This is a genomic window from Nocardia sp. BMG51109, from assembly GCF_000526215.1.
In the GTDB taxonomy this organism is placed as follows: domain Bacteria; phylum Actinomycetota; class Actinomycetes; order Mycobacteriales; family Mycobacteriaceae; genus Nocardia.
Window position 1 is genome coordinate 2,978,843 of the sequence record NZ_JAFQ01000004.1, and the last position, 18,645, is coordinate 2,997,487.

Below are 18,645 nucleotides of genomic sequence, written 5' to 3' on the forward strand. Positions count from 1 at the left end.
CGGCAACCACATCTGAACTCCAGGACAGGACAGAAAATCATGGCAAAACGAAGCAAGGCTTATCTCGAGGCGGCCGCCAAGGTCGACCGCGCTCAGCTCTACTCGCCGCTGGCCGCCACGCGGTTGGCGAAGGACACCTCCACCAAGAAGACCGACGCCACCGTCGAGGTCGCCGTCCGGCTGGGCGTCGATCCGCGCAAGGCCGATCAGATGGTCCGCGGCACCGTGAACCTGCCGCACGGCACCGGTAAGACCGCCCGCGTCATCGTGTTCGCGGCCGGCGAGAAGGCCGCCGAGGCCGAGGCCGCCGGCGCCGACGCCGTGGGCGCCGAGGACCTGATCGAGCGCATCCAGGGCGGTTGGCTCGAGTTCGACGCCGCGATCGCCACGCCGGACCAGATGGCCAAGGTCGGCCGCATCGCGCGAGTGCTGGGCCCGCGCGGCCTGATGCCGAACCCGAAGACGGGCACGGTCACCACCGATGTGACCAAGGCCGTCAACGAGATCAAGGGCGGCAAGATCAACTTCCGCGTCGACAAGCAGGCCAACCTGCATTTCGTGATCGGCAAGGCGTCCTTCGACGACAAGAACCTGGTGGAGAACTACGGCGCCGCGCTGGACGAGATCCTGCGCCTGAAGCCCTCGAACGCGAAGGGCCGCTACGTCAAGAAGGTGACGATTTCGACGAACACCGGCCCGGGCATCCCGGTGGACCCGAACCGCACCCGCAACCTCACCGACGAGGACGCGTAGCACGCTGAACCCCGCACGGCCGGTACGGATCTCCGTACCGGCCGTTCGTCTGTCGACGGGTGGATTCGTCTTCGGCCGAACGGATCCCCATTACCCGATCGGCCCGGCCGGATGTCAACTTATACTTGGCTGCATGAGCCGCACAGTGCATGTTCCCTACACGCTGGAACAGGATGAGGATGGAGCGTGGTGCGCCAGTGCCAGTCTTCGTCCCGGTGCTACTGCCTTTGGCGACGGCGATACAGCTGACGAGGCATTGGCGGATCTTCGCGAAGGTTTGCTTCTTCTGATCGAAGAAGACGGTGTGCCGGACGAGATGACGGTAACCATGGACGTCGCTTGATCGTCTTCAGTCGATACACGGGGGGAACAATTGCCGCCGGTACCTGTTGTGCCAGGCAGGAAAGTTATTCGCGCCCTTGAGAAGTGCGGGTGGAGATTGGTGCGAACCCGCGGCAGCCACCACCTGATGAGGCACCCGGATGGTCGTGAGGTAGTGGTCCCGGTTCATCAGGGGCGAGATCTCAAACGGGGGACGCTGCGGGGGATTCTCAAAGAAGCCTTTATGACTGTGGAAGAGCTGACCAAGCTCCTCTAGGCCCGTTTTGGCGGATGGGGGTGGGGTCGGCTATTCTGTGCTGTGGTCGTCGGCCTGTTCGGCGATCAACCCCAATCGTTCTACCGAAGACCGTTGGTTGCTGCCGTCAGGCAGCTGAAGGTCCGGCGCTGATGTCGGCGGCCCACGCAGGGAGAACCGAGGACGGAATTGTCCGCTGGCGGATGCCGTGTAGTCGGCAGGCGTCGGCGCTGATTTCTTGTGCGCCCCGGAACCTCTGCGTCCGGGGCGTTTGCTTTGTCGCTGGGTCTCGCCTCCGCCGGACGTCGGTAGCACACGAACCGATCATCCAGAGAGGAGGCGAAGTATGGCGAAGACCTGGAAGGTCAACGCGGTCGAGGAGATCAGCGAGCAGTTCAAGGGTTCCACCGCCACCGTGATCACGGAATACCGTGGTCTGTCGGTCGGCAAGCTCACCGAGCTGCGCCGGGCCCTGGGCTCGAACGCCACTTACTCCATCGCCAAGAACACCCTGGTCAAGCGCGCCGCCGCCGACGCGGACGTGGACGGCCTGGACGACTTGTTCGTCGGCCCGACCGCGATCACCTTCGTCAAGGGTGATCCGGTCGATGCGGCGAAAGCGCTGAAGACCTTCGCCAAGGACAACAAGTCCCTGGTCATCAAGGGCGGATACATGGACGGCGCCCCGCTGTCCGTGGCCGAGGTCGAGCGCATCGCCGACCTGGAGTCCCGCGAGGTGCTGCTGGCCAAGCTGGCCGGTGCCATGAAGGGCAACCTGTACAAGGCCGCCGGCCTGTTCGCCGCCCCCGCGGGTCAGGTCGTCCGCCTGTTCGCCGCGCTCGAGGACCAGAAGCGTGCCGAGGGCGGCGACGCCGCTCCGGCCGCCGAATGATCCTTCCCCCCATCGAGACCCATCACCGAAAGGAATACCACCATGGCCAACGTTGACGAGCTGCTCGACACCATCGGCAACATGACCCTGCTCGAGCTGTCGGACTTCGTGAAGAAGTTCGAGGAGAAGTTCGACGTCACCGCCGCCGCCCCGGTCGCCGTCGCCGCCGCTCCGGCCGGTGCCGCCGCCGGTGCCGAGCCCGTCGAGGAGCAGGACGAGTTCGACGTCGTCCTCGAGGGCGCCGGCGACAAGAAGATCCAGGTCATCAAGGTCGTCCGCGAGATCGTGTCCGGCCTGGGCCTGAAGGAGGCCAAGGACCTGGTCGAGGGCGCCCCGAAGCCGATCCTGGAGAAGGTCGCCAAGGAGCAGGCCGACGCCGCGAAGACCAAGCTGGAAGAGGCCGGCGCCAAGGTCTCCGTCAAGTAGTCGGTTTCCTGTGGATTAACCACGGTCGTACCGTGTCGCAGCGGGCGGTTCCCTCGGGGACCGCCCACTGCTCATTTCAACGGAAAATAGCCCGTTAAATTCGCAGGGTGTCCATGCCGGTGGCCTGCCGGCCTGGCCGCGGTACGCATCGTCGCCGGTCGTATGACACTCGTGCGACAAAGTTTCTACTGGCGAGTCAGGTAGGGTGTCCGAGACAAGCGGCATACGATACAGTGGCCGCACCCCAGTGCTCCGCGTCACACAGCGCTGGGATCGCCGTGGCGCGGTTGCGTGGGCGCTCGTCAGAAGAAGTCGTGGAGGTTGGCGTGGGCGTCGAGGTCAGGACCGAAGGGGTCACGAAATCTTTCGGTTCGCAGCGTATTTGGCAGGATGTAACCCTCACCCTGCCCCCCGGGGAAGTCAGCGCCCTGCTCGGCCCCTCAGGTACCGGTAAGTCCGTCTTTCTGAAGTCTCTGATCGGCCTGCTGCGCCCCGAGCGCGGCTCGATCTTCATCGACGGAACCGACATCACCACCTGTTCGAACAAGGATCTCTACGAGATCCGCAAGCTGTTCGGCGTCCTGTTCCAGGACGGTGCGCTGTTCGGTTCGATGAACCTGTTCGACAACGTGGCCTTCCCGCTGCGCGAGCACACCAAGAAGAGCGAATCCGAGATCAAGAAGATCGTCATGGAGAAGCTCGAGCTGACCGGTCTGGTCGGCGCCGAAGGCAAGCTGCCCGGCGAGATCTCCGGCGGTATGCGCAAGCGCGCGGGCCTGGCTCGCGCGCTGGTGCTGGACCCGCAGATCATCCTCGTCGACGAGCCCGACTCGGGTCTGGACCCGGTCCGCACCACCTACATCAGCCAGCTGCTGCTCGACATCAACGCGCAGATCGACGCCACGATCCTGATCGTGACGCACAACATCCAGGTGGCCCGCACGATCCCCGACAACATCGGCATGCTGTTCCGCCGTCAGCTGGTCATGTTCGGTCCCCGCGAGGTGCTGCTCACCTCGGAGGAGCCCGTGGTCAAGCAGTTCCTCAACGGCCGCATGGTCGGTCCGATCGGTATGACCGAGGAGAAGGACGAGACGCAGATGGCCCGCGAGCAGGCCCTCGCCGACGCCGGCCACTACGACAACGGCATCGACGACATTCAGGGCATCCCGCCGCAGATGAAGGTCAATCCGGGCATGCCCGTGCGCCAGGCCGTCGAACGGCGCCGCCGTCGCGTCCGCGAGATCATGCACACGCTGCCGCACGCGGCGCAGATCGCCATCCAGGAATCGATGGAAGAGAACGGCGATACACAAGTCCTACCCGCCTATACCGGTAATGCTCCGGAATATCAGGGCGGCGCGTACGACACCACTGTTCGACACAACCGAACCAACGGGTAACATACGCGACCGTGAATCAAACCCTGACGCGGCTGCGCACCCCGGTCGAGTCGGGTTTTGCTCAGGCCGGCAATATCTTTGCGCTGCTCATCAGCGTTGCACGCAAGACCTTCGTCCGGCCGTTCCAGTGGCGGGAGTTCGTCGAACAGTCGTGGTTCATCGCGAGTGTGTCGATCCTTCCCGCCTCCCTGGTGGCAATCCCGTTCGGCGCCGTGGTGGCGTTACAGACCGGTTCACTGATCAAGCAGCTGGGCGCCGAGTCGTTCACCGGCGCGACCAGTGTGCTGGCCACGGTGCAACAGGCGGCCCCGGTCGTCACCGCGCTGATCATCGCGGGCGCGGCGGGTTCGGCCGTCGCCGCGGATCTGGGCTCGCGGACGATCCGCGAGGAGATCGACGCGATGGAAGTCCTCGGCATCGATCCGGTGCAGCGGCTGGTGGTGCCGCGCGTACTGGGCATGATGCTGGTCGCCGTGCTGCTGAACGGCCTGGTGTCGGTCGTCGGCATCTGCGGCGGTTACGGATTCAACGTGCTGCTGCAGGGTGGCACGCCGGGTGCCTACCTGGCCTCGTTCTCCGCGCTGGCGCAGTTGCCCGACCTGTGGATCGGTGAGATCAAGGCGGTCATCTTCGGGCTGCTCGCGGGCGTCATCGCCGCCTACAAGGGGCTGCATCCCAAGGGGGGACCGAAAGGAGTAGGTGACGCGGTGAATCAGTCCGTGGTGATCACCTTCCTGGTGCTCTTCTTCGTCAATCTGATCCTGACGTTGGTGTACCTGCAGATCGTCCCCTCCAAGGGCTCCTGACCATGGTCGTTGCACAGCGTTCCCCGATCGTCGCGAAGCAGCTGCGCCGGGTCGGCAGGGTCCTGCGCGGACCCGTCGACGTGATCGATCGCGCCGGCGATCAGATGGCCTTCTATTCCAAGGCCATCGCGTGGATTCCCCGCACCCTCGTGCACTTCCGCAAGGAGGTGATGCGGCTGCTGGCCGAGGTCACCTTCGGCTCCGGCGCCCTGGCGGTGATCGGCGGCACCATCGGCGTGGTCGTGATGATGTCGGCCTCGGTCGGCGTGGTCGTCGGACTGCAGGGCTTCAAGGCCCTCGACTCCCTGGGCAGCGGGGTGCTGACCGGGTTCCTCACCGGCTACATCAACACCCGTGAGCTGGCTCCGCTGGTGGCGGCGCTGGCATTGTCGGCGACCGTCGGTTGCGGATTCACGGCACAGCTCGGCGCGATGCGGATCTCCGAGGAGATCGACGCGCTCGAGGTGATGGCGGTGCCCGGTGTGCCGTTCCTGGTGACCACGCGCGTGATCGCCGGATTCACGGCGGTGATCCCGCTCTACATCGTCGGCCTGCTCGGTACGTTCGTGGCGTCCCGGCAGATCAGCGTGTGGTTCAACGGGCAATCGACCGGGTCCTACGACCACTATTTCAGTTTGTTCCTGCCACCCGAGGACGTGTTGTATTCGTTCCTCAAGGTGCTCGTCTTCGCATTCGTGGTGATCTTGATCCACTGCTATTACGGATACAACGCCACCGGCGGACCGGCCGGTGTCGGCGTGGCCGTGGGCCGCGCGGTGCGCGCCTCCATCGTGCTGATCAACATTCTCGATTTCTTCCTCAGCCTGGCGATCTGGGGAACGACGACCACGGTGCGGGTGGCCGGATGAGCGCGGCGGCCCGGAGCGGACACAGCGCGAACGGAGTGCAGCTGTGGCGCTCGACGGAGAAGCTGCGGGTGCGGACGCTCGGTGTGCTGTTCTTCGTGGTGATGGCGTTGTTCCTGGGGACCACCATCGCGGCCTACAACAAGGTGTGGGTCAAGGTGGTCAAGGTCGACCTGATCACCGACACCGTCGGAAACGCGTTGACGCGCAACGCGGATGTGAAGGTGCGCGGCGTCAACGTCGGCGAGGTCCGGTCCAGCCAGTCCGCCGGCGGCAAGGTGACCTTGCACCTGGCGCTGCAGCCGGACAAGGCGAAGGCGATCCCCTCCAATGTGACCGCTCGGCTGTTGCCGAAGACGCTGTTCGGTGAGCGCTATGTGGAACTGGTGTGGCCGGAGCAGCCGAGCGGCCAGCCGCTGAAGGCGGGGGCGACCCTGCACCAGGACGCCAGCGGCAATGCCGTCGAGGTCAGCCAGCTGCTCGACCGGGTGATGCCGCTGCTGCAGGCGATCCCGCCGCAGTACCTGGCCTCCACCCTGGGCGCGCTGTCCCAGGCGCTGGGTGGCCAGGGCGAGGAACTCGGCCGCACGGTCGACCGCCTGGACACCATCTTCCGCGATCTGAACGGCGTGATGCCGACGCTGCAGGACGATATCCGCCAGTTCGCGACCGTGGCCGACACCTACTCGGACGCGCTGCCGCAGCTGGTCGACACCTTCGACAACCTGCGCACGCTCAACGCCACGATCGTGCAGAAGCGCTCGCAGATCGACACGCTGTACTCGGTGCTGACGCCGACCTCGTCGCAGACGGCCGACTTCCTGATCGCCAACCGCGACAACATCATCGACATCGCCGCCGACTCGCGTCCCACGCTGGAGCTGCTGGGCACCTATTCGCCCACCTTCGCCTGCACGTTCAAGAACTTCGCGCAGCTCAAGCCGCGCATCGATGACCTGTTCGGCAAGGGCACCGACCTGCCGGGCTCGCGGGTGTCGGTCGAACTCACCAATCCGCGCGGCAAATACCTGCCCAACCAGGACGAGCCGCGCTGGTTCGATGAGCATCCGCCGGTGTGTTTCCCGGAGTACCCGCAGGGCGTGGACTCCGGCCAGTATCCGACCGGCTCGGCCAACGACGGCTCCTATCAGCCGCCGTCGCGCAACCCGGGTGACCCGGACATCGGCAAGCTGCCACCGGCGCAGTTCTCCGTCTACGGCGCGCAGCCCGCGACGCTGTCGGGCTCCCCGGCCGAACAACAGACCCTGGGCGCGATCTACGGTGCGGCCAACGGCGTTTCGCCGGATCAGGTGCCGGGCTGGGTGACCCGGACCGGCGCCCCGGCACTGCGTGGAAGCGAGGTGAGCGTGAAATGAGTGGCCGCCTGCGCGGCCTGGGCGGGCCGCTGACCAAGCTCGGCATCTTCATCGTCGTGACGCTGATCGTGACCGCGGCACTGGGGCTGACGATCGCCAACTACTCCGGCGGCGGAACCGAGTTCAAGGCCCGGTTCACCGATGTGACGTCGCTGAACAAGGGCGACGAGATCCGCATTGCCGGTGTCCGGGTCGGCAAGGTGACCAAGGTGTCGGTGATCGACCGCAGCCAGGCCGAGGTGACGTTCGAGATGACCGACCGCGACTGGCTGCCGGCGTCCACCACCGCGACCATCCGCTACCGCAACCTGGTCGGCCAGCGCTACATCGCGCTGGAACAGGGCACCGGCCAGCAGGGGCGAAAGCTCAGCTCCGGCGGCACCATCCCGCTCGACCGCACCAAGCCCGCGCTGAACCTGACCACCCTGTTCAACGGGTTCCGCCCGCTGTTCCAGACGCTGTCGGCCGACGACGTCAACAAGCTGTCCTACGAGATCATCCAGGTGTTCCAGGGCGAATCCGGGACGATCACGGAGCTGGTGTCGAATACGGCGAGCCTGACCAACAAGATCGCCGACAAGGACGCGGTGATCGGTGAGATCGTGAAGAACCTCAATGCCGTACTGGATTCGGTCAATTCGCGCGACGGTCAGCTCAACGACCTGATCGTCAACACCGAGGCGCTGGTCAGCGGGCTCAACGCCGAGCGCGGCACGATCGGCTCCGCGGTCCAGTCGCTGGGCAATCTGGCCTCGGCCACCGCCGATCTGCTGGTGCCCACCCGCCCGACCCTGCAGGGGTCGATCGCCGGGCTGAATCAGCTGACCGGCACGCTCAACGACCGTTCCGGCGACGTGAACGAGACCTTGACGAACCTGCCGATCAAGATGGAGAAGCTGGGCCGCGCCGCCAGCTACGGCTCCTGGTTCCAGTTCTATCTGTGCGGCATCGACATCGTCGCCGGGCCCGGAGCCCAGGACGCGCCGCAGCTGAACCTCCCGCCCGCCATCGCGAACATGCCGACGGTGAACCAGCCGTTGTACACCAATCCGGCGCCGCGTTGTCACGGGAAGGGTGGCCGCTGATGGACGACCGCCAACTGATGGGCAAGCGCAGCCCTGCGTTCATGGGCGCGATCGGTCTGTTCCTGGTTCTGCTGATCACCGTCGCGGTGTTCAACATCAACCAGTTGCCGATCCTCGGTGCCGGCATCAAGTACACCGCCGAGTTCTCCGAGGCCGCCGGCTTGAAGAAGGGTAACGAGGTGCGGATCGCCGGCGTCAAGGTCGGCGACGTGTCGGATGTGCGCCTGGACGGCGATCGAGTGCTGGTGGAATTCCGCACCAAGGACGCCTGGGTCGGCGACGCGACTACCGCCTCCATCCAGATCAAGACGCTGCTGGGGCAGAAGTACCTGGCGCTGGATCCGAAGGGTTCGCAGGTCGCGGACCCGTCCCAGCGGATCCCGTTGGCGCGCACCGTCTCTCCGTACGACGTGACCGAGGCGTTCCAGGACGCCGCCGCCGATATCGAGCAGACCGACACCGCGCAGCTGGCCACCAGCATGCGGGTGCTGTCGGAGGCGTTCTCGGGCACGGCGCCGGAGATCCGCGGCTCCATCGACGGTGTGGCGCGCCTGTCGGAGACCCTGGCCAAGCGCGACGAACAGCTCAAGCAGCTGTTCGCGGCGACCAACAAGACCACCAAGGTGCTCGCCGACCGCAACGCCGAGTTCGAGAAGCTGCTGGCCAACGGCGGTGAGCTGCTGGCCGAACTGAACGTGCGCCAGCAGGCGATCGCCCAGCTGCTGACCGGCGCCAAGACGGTGGCCGCCGAGCTGACCGCGCTCGTGCACGACAACGAGGAGCAGATCGGCCCGGCGCTGACCAACCTGAAGAAGTCCATCGACATGCTGAACGACAACCAGCAGAACATCTCCAAGACGCTGACGCTGGCCGCGCCGTTCTACGGTTTGTACGCCAACGTGCTCGGAACCGGCCGCTGGTTCGACGCGGTGATCGTCAACCTGACGCCGCCGGCGCTGCCGGAGATTCCGGGCGACCGCCCGCCGATCCGGAACATGGGAGGCAACTGATGACGGCGGCTTTCCGCACCGCGGGGCGAGGCACGAAGATGGTCGTCGTCGGCGTTCTGGTCGTCGTGCTGGTGGTGGCCGGCGTGCTGTGGTGGTTGTTCGACAACTACAACACCACCAAGATCACCGCGTACTTCGACAAGTCGATCGGTATCTACCAGGGCTCGGACGTGCGCATTCTCGGGGTGGCGGTGGGATCGGTCGATTCCGTCGAGCCGCAGGGCGAGCAGGTGAAGGTGACCATGCAGGTCGACCGGAGCTACGACATCCCGGCCGATGCGAAGGCCGCGCAGATCACGCCCTCGGTGGTGTCGGACCGGTACATCCAGCTCACCCCGGTTTACAAGGGCGGGCCCAAGATGCCGCGCACCGCGACCATTCCGAGGGATCGCACCGTGACCCCCGTGGAGGTCGACCGGCTGTACAAGTCCATCGCGCAGCTGTCGGACGCGCTGGGACCCGAGGGCGCCAACAAGGACGGCGCGCTGAACGACCTGGCGCGCACCGGGGCGGCGAATCTGTCCGGTAACGGCGAGGCGCTGGGCAACAGCCTGGCGCAGCTGTCGCACGCGGCGCGCTATCTGTCGGATGCGCGCGGCGATATCTTCGGCACCATCAAGAACCTGCAGATCTTCGTCCGCACCCTGGCCGAGAACGATTCGCAGGTGCGGCAGTTCAACACCCAGCTGGCGGATCTGGCCGGATTCCTCTCCGACGAGCGTCACGATCTGGGCCAGGCGCTGAATCTGCTGTCCGTCGCGCTCGGCGACGTGGCCCGGTTCATCGATGACAACCGGGAACTGGTCGCGCAGAATGCCGAAGGGCTGACCACGCTGACTCAGACCCTCGCCGACCAGCGCGAGGACCTGGCCAATGCGCTGCCGCTGGTGCCGACGGCCCTGAGCAACCTGATCAACGTCCACAACGGCGAGTCCGGCACGCTGGACATGCGCCCCAACTTGACCGATCTGCAGAACCCGTTCGGTGCCGTCTGCAAGATGCTCGACCTCGGCCAATTGCGGCCCGGGGACCCGAAATTCGACGCGATCAGCCGGCAGCTGCGCCCGATCCTGGATCAGTGCGGGACCATCACCGACCAGATCAAGCAGGGTGTGACGACCCCGTCGCTGATCCTGCCGTTCGGCATTCTCAGCGGCGAGAACCAGCAGCGCGCCCCGGTGCCGGGCACGGTCCCGGGTACGCCGTCCGACCAGCTGCCGCCGTCGCAGCAGGAAGGTGGGCAGCGATGAGGACCGCGTCCGTATTCATGGGGACCGCGTCCGTGATCCGCAGGGCCACACGGAGTTTCACCGCGGCCGCCGTGCTGGGTATCTCCGCCGTGCTGGTCACCTCCTGCGCCTCCGACGGGATCTACGGCGTTCCGCTGCCCGGCGGGGCCGACCTCGGTCGGAATCCGATGCACGTCGACGTCCGCTTCGACGATGTGCTCGATCTGGTGCCGCAGTCGGCGGTGAAGGTGGACGGGGTCGCGGTCGGCCGCGTCGACACGATCGATGTGGCGCCCGACGGCTGGACCGCGAGCGTGCGCACCGTGATCAACTCGTCGGTCCAGCTGCCCGCCAATGCCCGCGCCGAGGTGAAGCAGTCGAATCTGCTGGGCGAGAAGTTCATCGAACTGTCCGCGCCCCCGCAGGATCCGTCCGGCGACCGGCTGGCCGACGGCGGGATCATTCCGGTCGACAGGACCCGGCACGCGACCGAGGTGGAGCAGGTACTCGGCGCGTTGTCGCTGCTGCTCAACGGCGGTGGTGTGGCCCAGTTGCAGCCGATCGTGGTGGAGCTGAACAAGACGCTGGGTGGCCGCGAGGACCGGGTGCGCTCGCTGCTCGATCAGGCCAACACCCTGATCGACGGGCTGAATCAGCAGGTCGGCGACATCCAGCACGCACTGGACGGGCTCGGTACCCTGTCCACCCGGGTGGGCCAGCAGACCGAGCAGATCGGCAAGATCCTCGACGAGCTGCCGGCGGGTATCAAGATCCTCGACGAGCAGCGCCCGCAGCTGGTCGGGCTGCTGCAGCAGCTGGATCGGGTCGGCCAGGCGGGCTTCGACGTGCTCGACAAGTCGAAGGAAAACCTGATCCGCGATCTGCAGGCGCTGCGGCCGACGCTGCAGGAGCTGGGGCGTTCGGCGCCGGACCTGGTGAGCGCGGCGCCGCTGTTCCCGACCTACCCGTTCCCGGACGAGTCGATCCACTCCGCGTTCGGCGGTTCGGTCAACACCTGGCTGTCGGTGGACCTGCAGGTCGGCACCACGCTGTCGAATCTCGGTGTGGGTAAGCAGGATCCGGTGTACGTCCCGCCGCCGTACGGTCCGCCGGTGCCGGTGGATCCGAGCAACCCGTACTACAACGGGAACGGGCCGCGCCCGGGCTGGCCCACGGTGTCGCTGCTGCCGCTGCCACCGACGGTGGTCGCGCCGGCGACCGGCCGGCCGGGCGACCCGATCGGCTCGATCCTGGAGCAGTTGGGAGTGAAGCCGCGGTGAGTAAATTGGTGCGCTACCAGCTGATCGCGTTCGGGCTGATTGCGGTGCTCGGCGTGGTGTTCGTCGGCGGCAAGTACATCAAGCTCGACCACATGCTGGGCTTCGGCCAGTATCAGGTGCGGGTGAAGATGGCGGAGACCGGCAACCTCACCAAGGGAGCCGAGGTCACCTATCGCGGCGTGCCGGTCGGACGGGTCGGCGCCCAGGACATCACGCCCGACGGCGTGCTGGTCCACCTGGAGCTGGACTCGGGCAAGCCGAAGGTGCCGCAGAACGCGAAGGCCGTGGTGGCCAACCGTTCCGCGATCGGCGAGCAGTACGTCGATCTGGTGCCGACCACGTCCGGCGGCCCGTACCTGAAGGACGGCTCGGTGATCGACGGCGCCGAGGTGCCGATCCGGGTGGAGGATCTGCTCGGCAGCGTCGACCACTTCGCCGGCACCACGGACCTGCAGGCGCTGTCCACCACCGTCATCGAGCTGGGTAGGGCCCTCGACGGTCAGGGCGACAACCTGCGCATTCTGGTCGACTCGCTGAACAAGTTCAGCCAGACCGGTGTCGAGTCGCTGCCGCAGACGATCGATCTGATCCGCGACGCGCAGGTCGTGCTCGGCACCCAGGCCGAGCAGTCGCCGTCGATCCGCAGCTTCAGCGACGGCCTGGACAAGCTGGCCGTGCAGCTGCGCGCCAACGACCCGGACATTCGCCGGCTGATCGGCACGGGCACCGACGCCGGGAACGCGATCGGGGATCTGCTGACTCAGAGCGCGGACCCGCTGACCAGAGACCTGACCAATCTGCGGTCGGTGCTGTTGTCCATCTCACCGAAGTTCTATGCGCTGAAGCCGGTGGTATCGATGCTGCCGCTGCTGTCGATCGGTGGTTCGGCGACCGCACCCGGCGACGGCACCACGCACTTCGGCCTGGTGCTCGAGACCAACAACCCGCCGGCCTGCACGGTCGGGTACGAGGGCACCGAGCGGATCATCGATCAGATGAAGGCCGAGAATCCGAACTTCGACGACACCCGCGACGACTTCCCGTTCAATACCGATGCGAAATGCACCGCGCCGCAGGGGAATCCGAGCACCGTGCGGGGTGGTGCGCGGGCCGACACGGCCGATCCGAGCGTACCGCAGCCGTGGGATTCGACGCCGAAGTCCGATCCCGAGAAGCTGGACCTGAATCCCGTCGCCGGTCAGATGGCGGCTCTCATCGGAGTGACCCCGAAACGGTGACGGCGGAGGCGGTGACGGCGGTCGTGCGCGCGGCGTGCGGCCGGACCGCGCCGTCGCCGGTCCCCGGGCTCGGACCCGGGGCGACGGACCGTACATTCGGCGGCGTTAGGGTGTCGGCGTGAGTTCTGATCTGATCGACCAGCCGTCGCACGCTGCGTCGGAGCCCGCCGCGGCGGAGGCGCCGGCCACGGCCGAGGCCGCCGCCGGCACCGCGTCGTCGACACTGCGCACCGTGATCACCGCGGTGGCGGCGGTGTGGTTGATCGTCGCGCTGGTGGCGGCGGCCTGGTTCGGCGTCGGCTGGGTGCGCGCGGCGTGGTTCACCGAGGGGCCGCGCGCCGACGCCCGCGATGCCGCGGTGGATTCCGCCCGGCAGGCCGCGCTCAACCTGTCCTCGATGAACCCGGACAACATCGATGGCTCGATCGACCTGATGAGGTCGTCGATGACCGGGCCGATGCTCGACCAGCTGAACGAGAATCGCGACCGCATCAAGCAGGCCGCGGAGAGTAATAAGACCAAGATCGACGCCAAGGTGCTCGGAGCGTCGCTGAGCTCGCTGAACAGCGAGCGCGACAAGGCGTCGGCCCTCGTGGTGCTGCAGCTGACCCAGACCGCGCCGAACGTGCCGCCGCAGTCGTTCCGGGCGACCTGGACGCTGGACATGACCAAGGCGGGCGACACCTGGAAGGCCGAGCAGGCCAATTCGCTGGGGCAGCTGGTGCCGTTGAACTCCTCCGGGCCCGCGGGCGGCGCACCCGGCGCGCCCGCTCCGGGTGGTGCCGCCCCGGGCAGCCCGGACAACTCCACCCCGGACACCCCCGCGCCGACGCCCGGTGGGGCGCCGCAGGATCAGCCGGGATCGTAGGAGGTACAGGACATGTCATCCCGCCGACCCGTCAACAAGGTCTCGTCGCGCCTGCGGCCCTCCGACTCCACCCCGGACTCCACCTCCGACGCCGCCGAACGCACCGTTCGCCGCCGTACCGCCCAGCGCCCGGCGTCGCGGTCCCGCGCCGGGGAGGCGCGCTCCGCGCGGCCCGCCGCCGAGAAGGAGCCCGCGGACGAAGCTCCGTCGCGCCGGTTCGGTCGTCGGCCCGCGAGCGGCCCCGGCCGGAAGGGCGCGACGGCCCGGGCGCGCACCGGCGGGCCGGGAAAGCTGCGCTCGCTCCGGACGTCCTGGGGTCTGGTGTCCGGCATGCTGGTGGCGGCCGTGCTGCTCAGCGCGTTCGCCGCGGTGGCGTGCTTCCGGCCGGGCGTGGCCGACGGCAACCAGGCCTATGTGGACACCGCGGCCACGCAGGAGGTGACCGCCGCCGCCGACAACGCGCTGAAGACGATCTACTCCACCGATGCCGAGAACATCGGCGGGTACAAGGACGCCGTGCACAAGGTGGTCACCGGCAAGATGCTCACGGATTTCGACAAGTTCGCCGACACCACGATCTCGGCCGTTCAGCAGGCGCAGTCGACCGCGCAGGCGAATCCCGACCCGATCGGTGTGACTTTGCTCACCGATGATCGGGCCGAGTTGTTGGTGAATCTGACCGTCAGCGCGACCAAGGACAACGTTCCTCAGGAGAGCGCGTCCGGCCCGATCGTGCTTCACATGCAGAAGGTCGACGGCCACTGGCTGGCGAGCGAAATCGCCGACCGTTGAGCGAACAACTGGCAATTGTCACAGCTCAATAGGTGATTCACCAGGGCCGCAGGCGATCTCGCACTCGGGCCAGCAGGGGATTTGCACCCCCTTACACTTGACGAGTTTCGTCCGACCAGTCACGCTATTCACAACAGCGGCAGCTGTCACAGGGCTCTCGGGCCCGGGTGGAATCGCCGTCGAGGCCCGAACGCAGCCAGCGCGGAACGGGTTCGGCGCGCCAGCCGTCCGAAACGTGATTCGGATGGTACTTTGACACCCTCTCTGGAGGGGTGTAAGTTTGGTCGTTGCGCTGGCTGCCTCCTGTCCATACCTTGATCGCACTACGAAAGTTCCACCGTCGAGGTGTTACTTCCGTTTTTTGCTGTTCGAGTTTCGTGCGGGGTGTGACCAGCGGAATTCGTAGCAAAGACAAGCGACGGTCGTTGCGGTGCTCTGTACGTACGGGCACCACGCGACCCGCGTGAGGTGCTGGAAGGACGCATCTTGGCAGTCTCCACCCAGACCAAGGCCACCACGGCGGGCCGTGACAACTACACGGTCCCCGGAGCCCCGAAGCGGGTGTCTTTCGCGAAGATCCGTGAGCCCTTGGAGGTTCCTGGCCTTCTCAACCTACAAACGGAGTCATTCGCCTGGCTGGTCGGCTCACCGGACTGGCGTGCGCGCGCGAGCGCTCGCGGCGAGGCCACCCCGGTCGGCGGGCTCGAGGAGGTGCTCGAGGAGCTCTCGCCGATCGAGGATTTCTCGGGCTCCATGTCCCTGTCCTTCTCCGATCCGCGCTTCGAAGAGGTCAAGGCCTCGATCGAGGAGTGCAAGGACAAGGACATGACCTACGCGGCGCCGTTGTTCGTCACCGCGGAGTTCATCAACAACAACACCGGTGAGATCAAGTCGCAGACGGTCTTCATGGGTGATTTCCCGATGATGACCGATAAGGGGACGTTCATCATCAACGGCACCGAGCGTGTGGTGGTGTCGCAGCTGGTGCGTTCGCCGGGTGTGTATTTCGACGAGTCGATCGATAAGGGCACCGAGAAGCTGCTGCACAGTGTCCGGGTGATTCCGAGCCGTGGTGCGTGGCTGGAGTTCGATGTCGACAAGCGCGACACGGTGGGTGTGCGCATCGACCGCAAGCGCCGCCAGCCGGTCACCGTGCTGCTCAAGGCGCTCGGCATGACCACCGAGGAGATCGGCGAGCGGTTCGGCTTCTCCGAGATCATGATGTCGACCCTGGAGAAGGACAACACGGCCGGCCAGGACGAGGCGCTGCTCGATATCTACCGCAAGCTGCGCCCGGGTGAGCCGCCGACGAAGGAGTCGGCGCAGACCCTGCTGGAGAACCTGTTCTTCAAGGAGAAGCGCTACGACCTGGCGCGCGTGGGCCGCTACAAGGTGAACAAGAAGCTCGGCCTGAACGCGGGCGAGCCGGTCACCGGTTCGGTGCTGACCCGTGACGACATCGTCGCCACCATCGAGTACCTGGTCCGCCTGCACCAGGGCGACCACACCATGACCGCGCCCGCCGGCGTCGAGGTCCCGGTCGAGGTGGACGACATCGACCACTTCGGTAACCGCCGCCTGCGCACCGTCGGCGAGCTGATCCAGAACCAGATCCGGGTCGGCCTCTCGCGGATGGAACGCGTTGTGCGCGAGCGCATGACGACCCAGGACGTGGAGGCGATCACGCCGCAGACGTTGATCAACATCCGCCCCGTCGTGGCCGCGATCAAGGAGTTCTTCGGAACCTCGCAGCTGTCGCAGTTCATGGACCAGAACAACCCGCTGTCGGGTCTGACCCACAAGCGCCGCCTGTCGGCGCTGGGCCCGGGCGGTCTGTCCCGTGAGCGTGCCGGCCTCGAGGTGCGCGACGTGCACCCGTCGCACTACGGCCGGATGTGCCCGATCGAGACCCCGGAAGGCCCGAACATCGGCCTGATCGGCTCGCTGTCGGTGTACGCGCGGGTCAATCCGTTCGGCTTCATCGAGACGCCGTACCGCAAGGTCGAGAACGGCCGCGTCACCGACGAGGTGGTCTACCTGACCGCCGACGAGGAGGATCGGCACGTCCGGGCCCAGGCGAACTCGCCGGTCGGGGCCGACGGTCACTTCGTCGACGACCGGGTGCTGGCTCGCCGCGGCAACGAGGAGATGGAATTCGTCGGCCCGGCCGAGGTCGATTACATGGATGTGTCGCCGCGGCAGATGGTGTCGGTGGCGACGGCGATGATTCCGTTCCTCGAGCACGACGACGCCAACCGCGCCCTGATGGGCGCGAACATGCAGCGTCAGGCGGTGCCGCTGATCCGTTCCGAGTCGCCGCTGGTCGGTACCGGTATGGAGCTGCGGGCCGCGGTGGACGCCGGCGACGTGGTCGTGAACGAGAAGCCCGGTGTGGTGGAGGAGGTTTCGGCCGACTACATCACGGTGATGCACGATGACGGCACCCGGCGTAGTTATCGGATGCGGAAGTTCGCGCGGTCGAATCAGGGGACGTGTGCGAATCAGCGGCCGATCGTGGACGAGGGGCAGCGGGTCGAGCACGGTCAGGTGCTGGCGGATGGGCCGTGTACCGATAACGGTGAGATGGCTCTGGGGAAGAATCTTCTGGTGGCGGTGATGCCGTGGGAGGGGCACAACTACGAGGACGCGATCATCCTGTCGCAGCGTCTGGTGGAGGAGGATGTGCTGACCTCGATTCATATCGAGGAGCACGAGATCGATGCGCGGGATACGAAGCTGGGTGCCGAGGAGATCACCCGTGATATCCCGAATGTGTCGGATGAGGTTCTGGCGGATCTGGATGAGCGGGGCATCGTGCGGATCGGTGCCGAGGTGCGTGATGGTGACATCCTGGTCGGGAAGGTGACTCCGAAGGGGGAGACCGAGCTGACGCCGGAGGAGCGGTTGTTGCGGGCGATCTTCGGGGAGAAGGCCCGCGAGGTGCGGGATACGTCGTTGAAGGTGCCGCACGGTGAGTCGGGCAAGGTGATCGGGATCCGGGTGTTCTCCCGTGATGACGATGATGATCTGCCGCCGGGTGTGAACGAGCTGGTGCGGGTGTATGTGGCGCAGAAGCGGAAGATTCAGGATGGTGACAAGCTCGCGGGCCGGCACGGGAACAAGGGTGTGATCGGGAAGATCCTGCCGACGGAGGATATGCCGTTCATGCCGGATGGCACGCCGATCGATATCATCTTGAATACCCATGGTGTGCCGCGTCGTATGAATATCGGTCAGATCCTGGAGACGCATCTGGGCTGGATCGCCAAGAGCGGCTGGAAGATCGACGGTAACGATCAGGGCTTGGAGAGCATGCCCGACTGGGCGCAGAACCTGCCCGAGGACATGTGGGGCCAGGAGGCCGACACCAATATCGCCACCCCGGTGTTCGACGGTGCGCAGGAGGACGAGCTGACCGGTCTGCTCGGCTCCACCCTGCCCAACCGCGACGGGGAGACGATGGTGCACTCCGACGGTAAGGCGACGCTGTTCGACGGTCGTTCGGGTGAGCCGTTCCCCTACCCGGTGGCGGTCGGCTACATGTACATCCTCAAGCTGCACCATCTGGTCGACGACAAGATCCACGCCCGCTCGACCGGCCCGTACTCGATGATCACCCAGCAGCCGCTCGGCGGTAAGGCACAGTTCGGTGGCCAGCGATTCGGCGAGATGGAGTGCTGGGCCATGCAGGCCTACGGCGCCGCCTACACCCTGCAGGAACTGCTCACCATCAAATCCGACGACGTGGTCGGCCGCGTCAAGGTGTACGAGGCCATCGTCAAGGGCGAGAACATCCCCGAACCGGGCATCCCCGAATCGTTCAAGGTGCTGCTCAAGGAACTCCAGTCGCTGTGCCTCAACGTCGAGGTGCTGTCGTCCGACGGCGCGGCGATCGAGCTGCGCGAAGGCGAGGACGAGGACCTGGAGCGCGCCGCGGCGAACCTGGGAATCAACCTGTCCCGCAACGAGGCTGCAACGGTCGACGACCTGGCGCAGTGATGGTCCGCCCGACTCCGTCGTCCCGGCACGCTTTCGGCCGGGACC

Annotated in this window: 17 protein-coding genes; all 17 read left to right on the plus strand. The window is 66.3% G+C overall.

The features are described 5' to 3' along the window. The first annotated feature begins 39 nt into the window (after nt 1–39). The 17 genes from rplA to D892_RS0115135 all read left to right on the plus strand — a co-directional run bounded on the left by rplA (nt 40) and on the right by D892_RS0115135 (nt 18,600). On the plus strand, nt 40–753 hold the full coding sequence (rplA, locus tag D892_RS0115065) for a 50S ribosomal protein L1 (RefSeq protein WP_024802030.1): 714 nt from the start codon (nt 40–42) through the stop codon (nt 751–753). Nucleotides 754–886: 133 nt separating this feature from the next. Next, nucleotides 887–1,096 (plus strand): type II toxin-antitoxin system HicB family antitoxin, encoded by a 210-nt coding sequence (locus tag D892_RS45180; RefSeq protein ID WP_084161079.1) that lies wholly within the window; start codon nt 887–889, stop codon nt 1,094–1,096. A 48-nt stretch (nt 1,097–1,144) separates the two neighbouring features. Continuing rightward, a complete protein-coding gene (locus D892_RS49615; protein ID WP_198036899.1) occupies nt 1,145–1,351 on the plus strand; it encodes a type II toxin-antitoxin system HicA family toxin in 207 nt (68 codons plus the stop codon). Nucleotides 1,352–1,676: 325 nt separating this feature from the next. Then, nucleotides 1,677–2,222 carry a 50S ribosomal protein L10 gene (gene rplJ, locus D892_RS0115070; protein WP_024802031.1) on the plus strand — a complete coding sequence of 182 codons (546 nt, stop codon included), beginning with the start codon at nt 1,677–1,679 and terminating at the stop codon, nt 2,220–2,222. A gap of 42 nt (nt 2,223–2,264) precedes the next feature. Next, nucleotides 2,265–2,648, plus strand: coding sequence for a 50S ribosomal protein L7/L12 (rplL, locus tag D892_RS0115075; RefSeq protein ID WP_024802032.1), 384 nt, complete (start codon nt 2,265–2,267; stop codon nt 2,646–2,648). A 326-nt stretch (nt 2,649–2,974) separates the two neighbouring features. Continuing rightward, nucleotides 2,975–4,051 carry an ABC transporter ATP-binding protein gene (locus D892_RS0115080; protein ID WP_024802033.1) on the plus strand — a complete coding sequence of 359 codons (1,077 nt, stop codon included), beginning with the start codon at nt 2,975–2,977 and terminating at the stop codon, nt 4,049–4,051. An 11-nt stretch (nt 4,052–4,062) separates the two neighbouring features. Continuing rightward, entirely contained in the window at nt 4,063–4,857 is a 795-nt protein-coding gene (locus D892_RS0115085; RefSeq protein WP_024802034.1) for an ABC transporter permease, read from the plus strand. A gap of 2 nt (nt 4,858–4,859) precedes the next feature. After that, a complete protein-coding gene (locus D892_RS0115090; RefSeq protein ID WP_024802035.1) occupies nt 4,860–5,726 on the plus strand; it encodes an ABC transporter permease in 867 nt (288 codons plus the stop codon). Next, a complete protein-coding gene (locus D892_RS0115095) occupies nt 5,723–7,099 on the plus strand; it encodes an MCE family protein (protein ID WP_084161081.1) in 1,377 nt (458 codons plus the stop codon). The genes D892_RS0115090 and D892_RS0115095 overlap by 4 nt, the downstream gene beginning before the upstream one ends. Then, entirely contained in the window at nt 7,096–8,184 is a 1,089-nt protein-coding gene (locus D892_RS0115100; protein ID WP_198036900.1) for an MCE family protein, read from the plus strand. Before D892_RS0115095 ends, D892_RS0115100 begins: the two co-directional genes overlap by 4 nt. Then, nucleotides 8,184–9,194, plus strand: coding sequence for an MCE family protein (locus tag D892_RS0115105; protein ID WP_198036901.1), 1,011 nt, complete (start codon nt 8,184–8,186; stop codon nt 9,192–9,194). Before D892_RS0115100 ends, D892_RS0115105 begins: the two co-directional genes overlap by 1 nt. Further along, entirely contained in the window at nt 9,194–10,444 is a 1,251-nt protein-coding gene (locus D892_RS0115110; RefSeq protein WP_024802039.1) for an MCE family protein, read from the plus strand. Before D892_RS0115105 ends, D892_RS0115110 begins: the two co-directional genes overlap by 1 nt. 17 nt (nt 10,445–10,461) lie before the next feature. Continuing rightward, nucleotides 10,462–11,703 carry an MCE family protein gene (locus tag D892_RS0115115; RefSeq protein ID WP_051499069.1) on the plus strand — a complete coding sequence of 414 codons (1,242 nt, stop codon included), beginning with the start codon at nt 10,462–10,464 and terminating at the stop codon, nt 11,701–11,703. After that, the gene (locus tag D892_RS0115120) at nt 11,700–12,941 is read left to right on the plus strand and encodes an MCE family protein (protein ID WP_024802041.1); all 1,242 of its coding nucleotides are present in this window, start codon (nt 11,700–11,702) and stop codon (nt 12,939–12,941) included. The genes D892_RS0115115 and D892_RS0115120 overlap by 4 nt, the downstream gene beginning before the upstream one ends. A 118-nt stretch (nt 12,942–13,059) precedes the next feature. After that, nucleotides 13,060–13,809 carry a hypothetical protein gene (locus tag D892_RS41200; protein ID WP_024802042.1) on the plus strand — a complete coding sequence of 250 codons (750 nt, stop codon included), beginning with the start codon at nt 13,060–13,062 and terminating at the stop codon, nt 13,807–13,809. A gap of 12 nt (nt 13,810–13,821) precedes the next feature. After that, nucleotides 13,822–14,601: a hypothetical protein gene (locus D892_RS0115130; RefSeq protein ID WP_024802043.1), complete on the plus strand. Its 780-nt coding sequence runs from the start codon at nt 13,822–13,824 to the stop codon at nt 14,599–14,601. Between the two features lie 468 nt (nt 14,602–15,069). Then, nucleotides 15,070–18,600 carry a DNA-directed RNA polymerase subunit beta gene (locus D892_RS0115135; protein ID WP_024802044.1) on the plus strand — a complete coding sequence of 1,177 codons (3,531 nt, stop codon included), beginning with the start codon at nt 15,070–15,072 and terminating at the stop codon, nt 18,598–18,600. Nucleotides 18,601–18,645 lie beyond the last annotated feature (45 nt).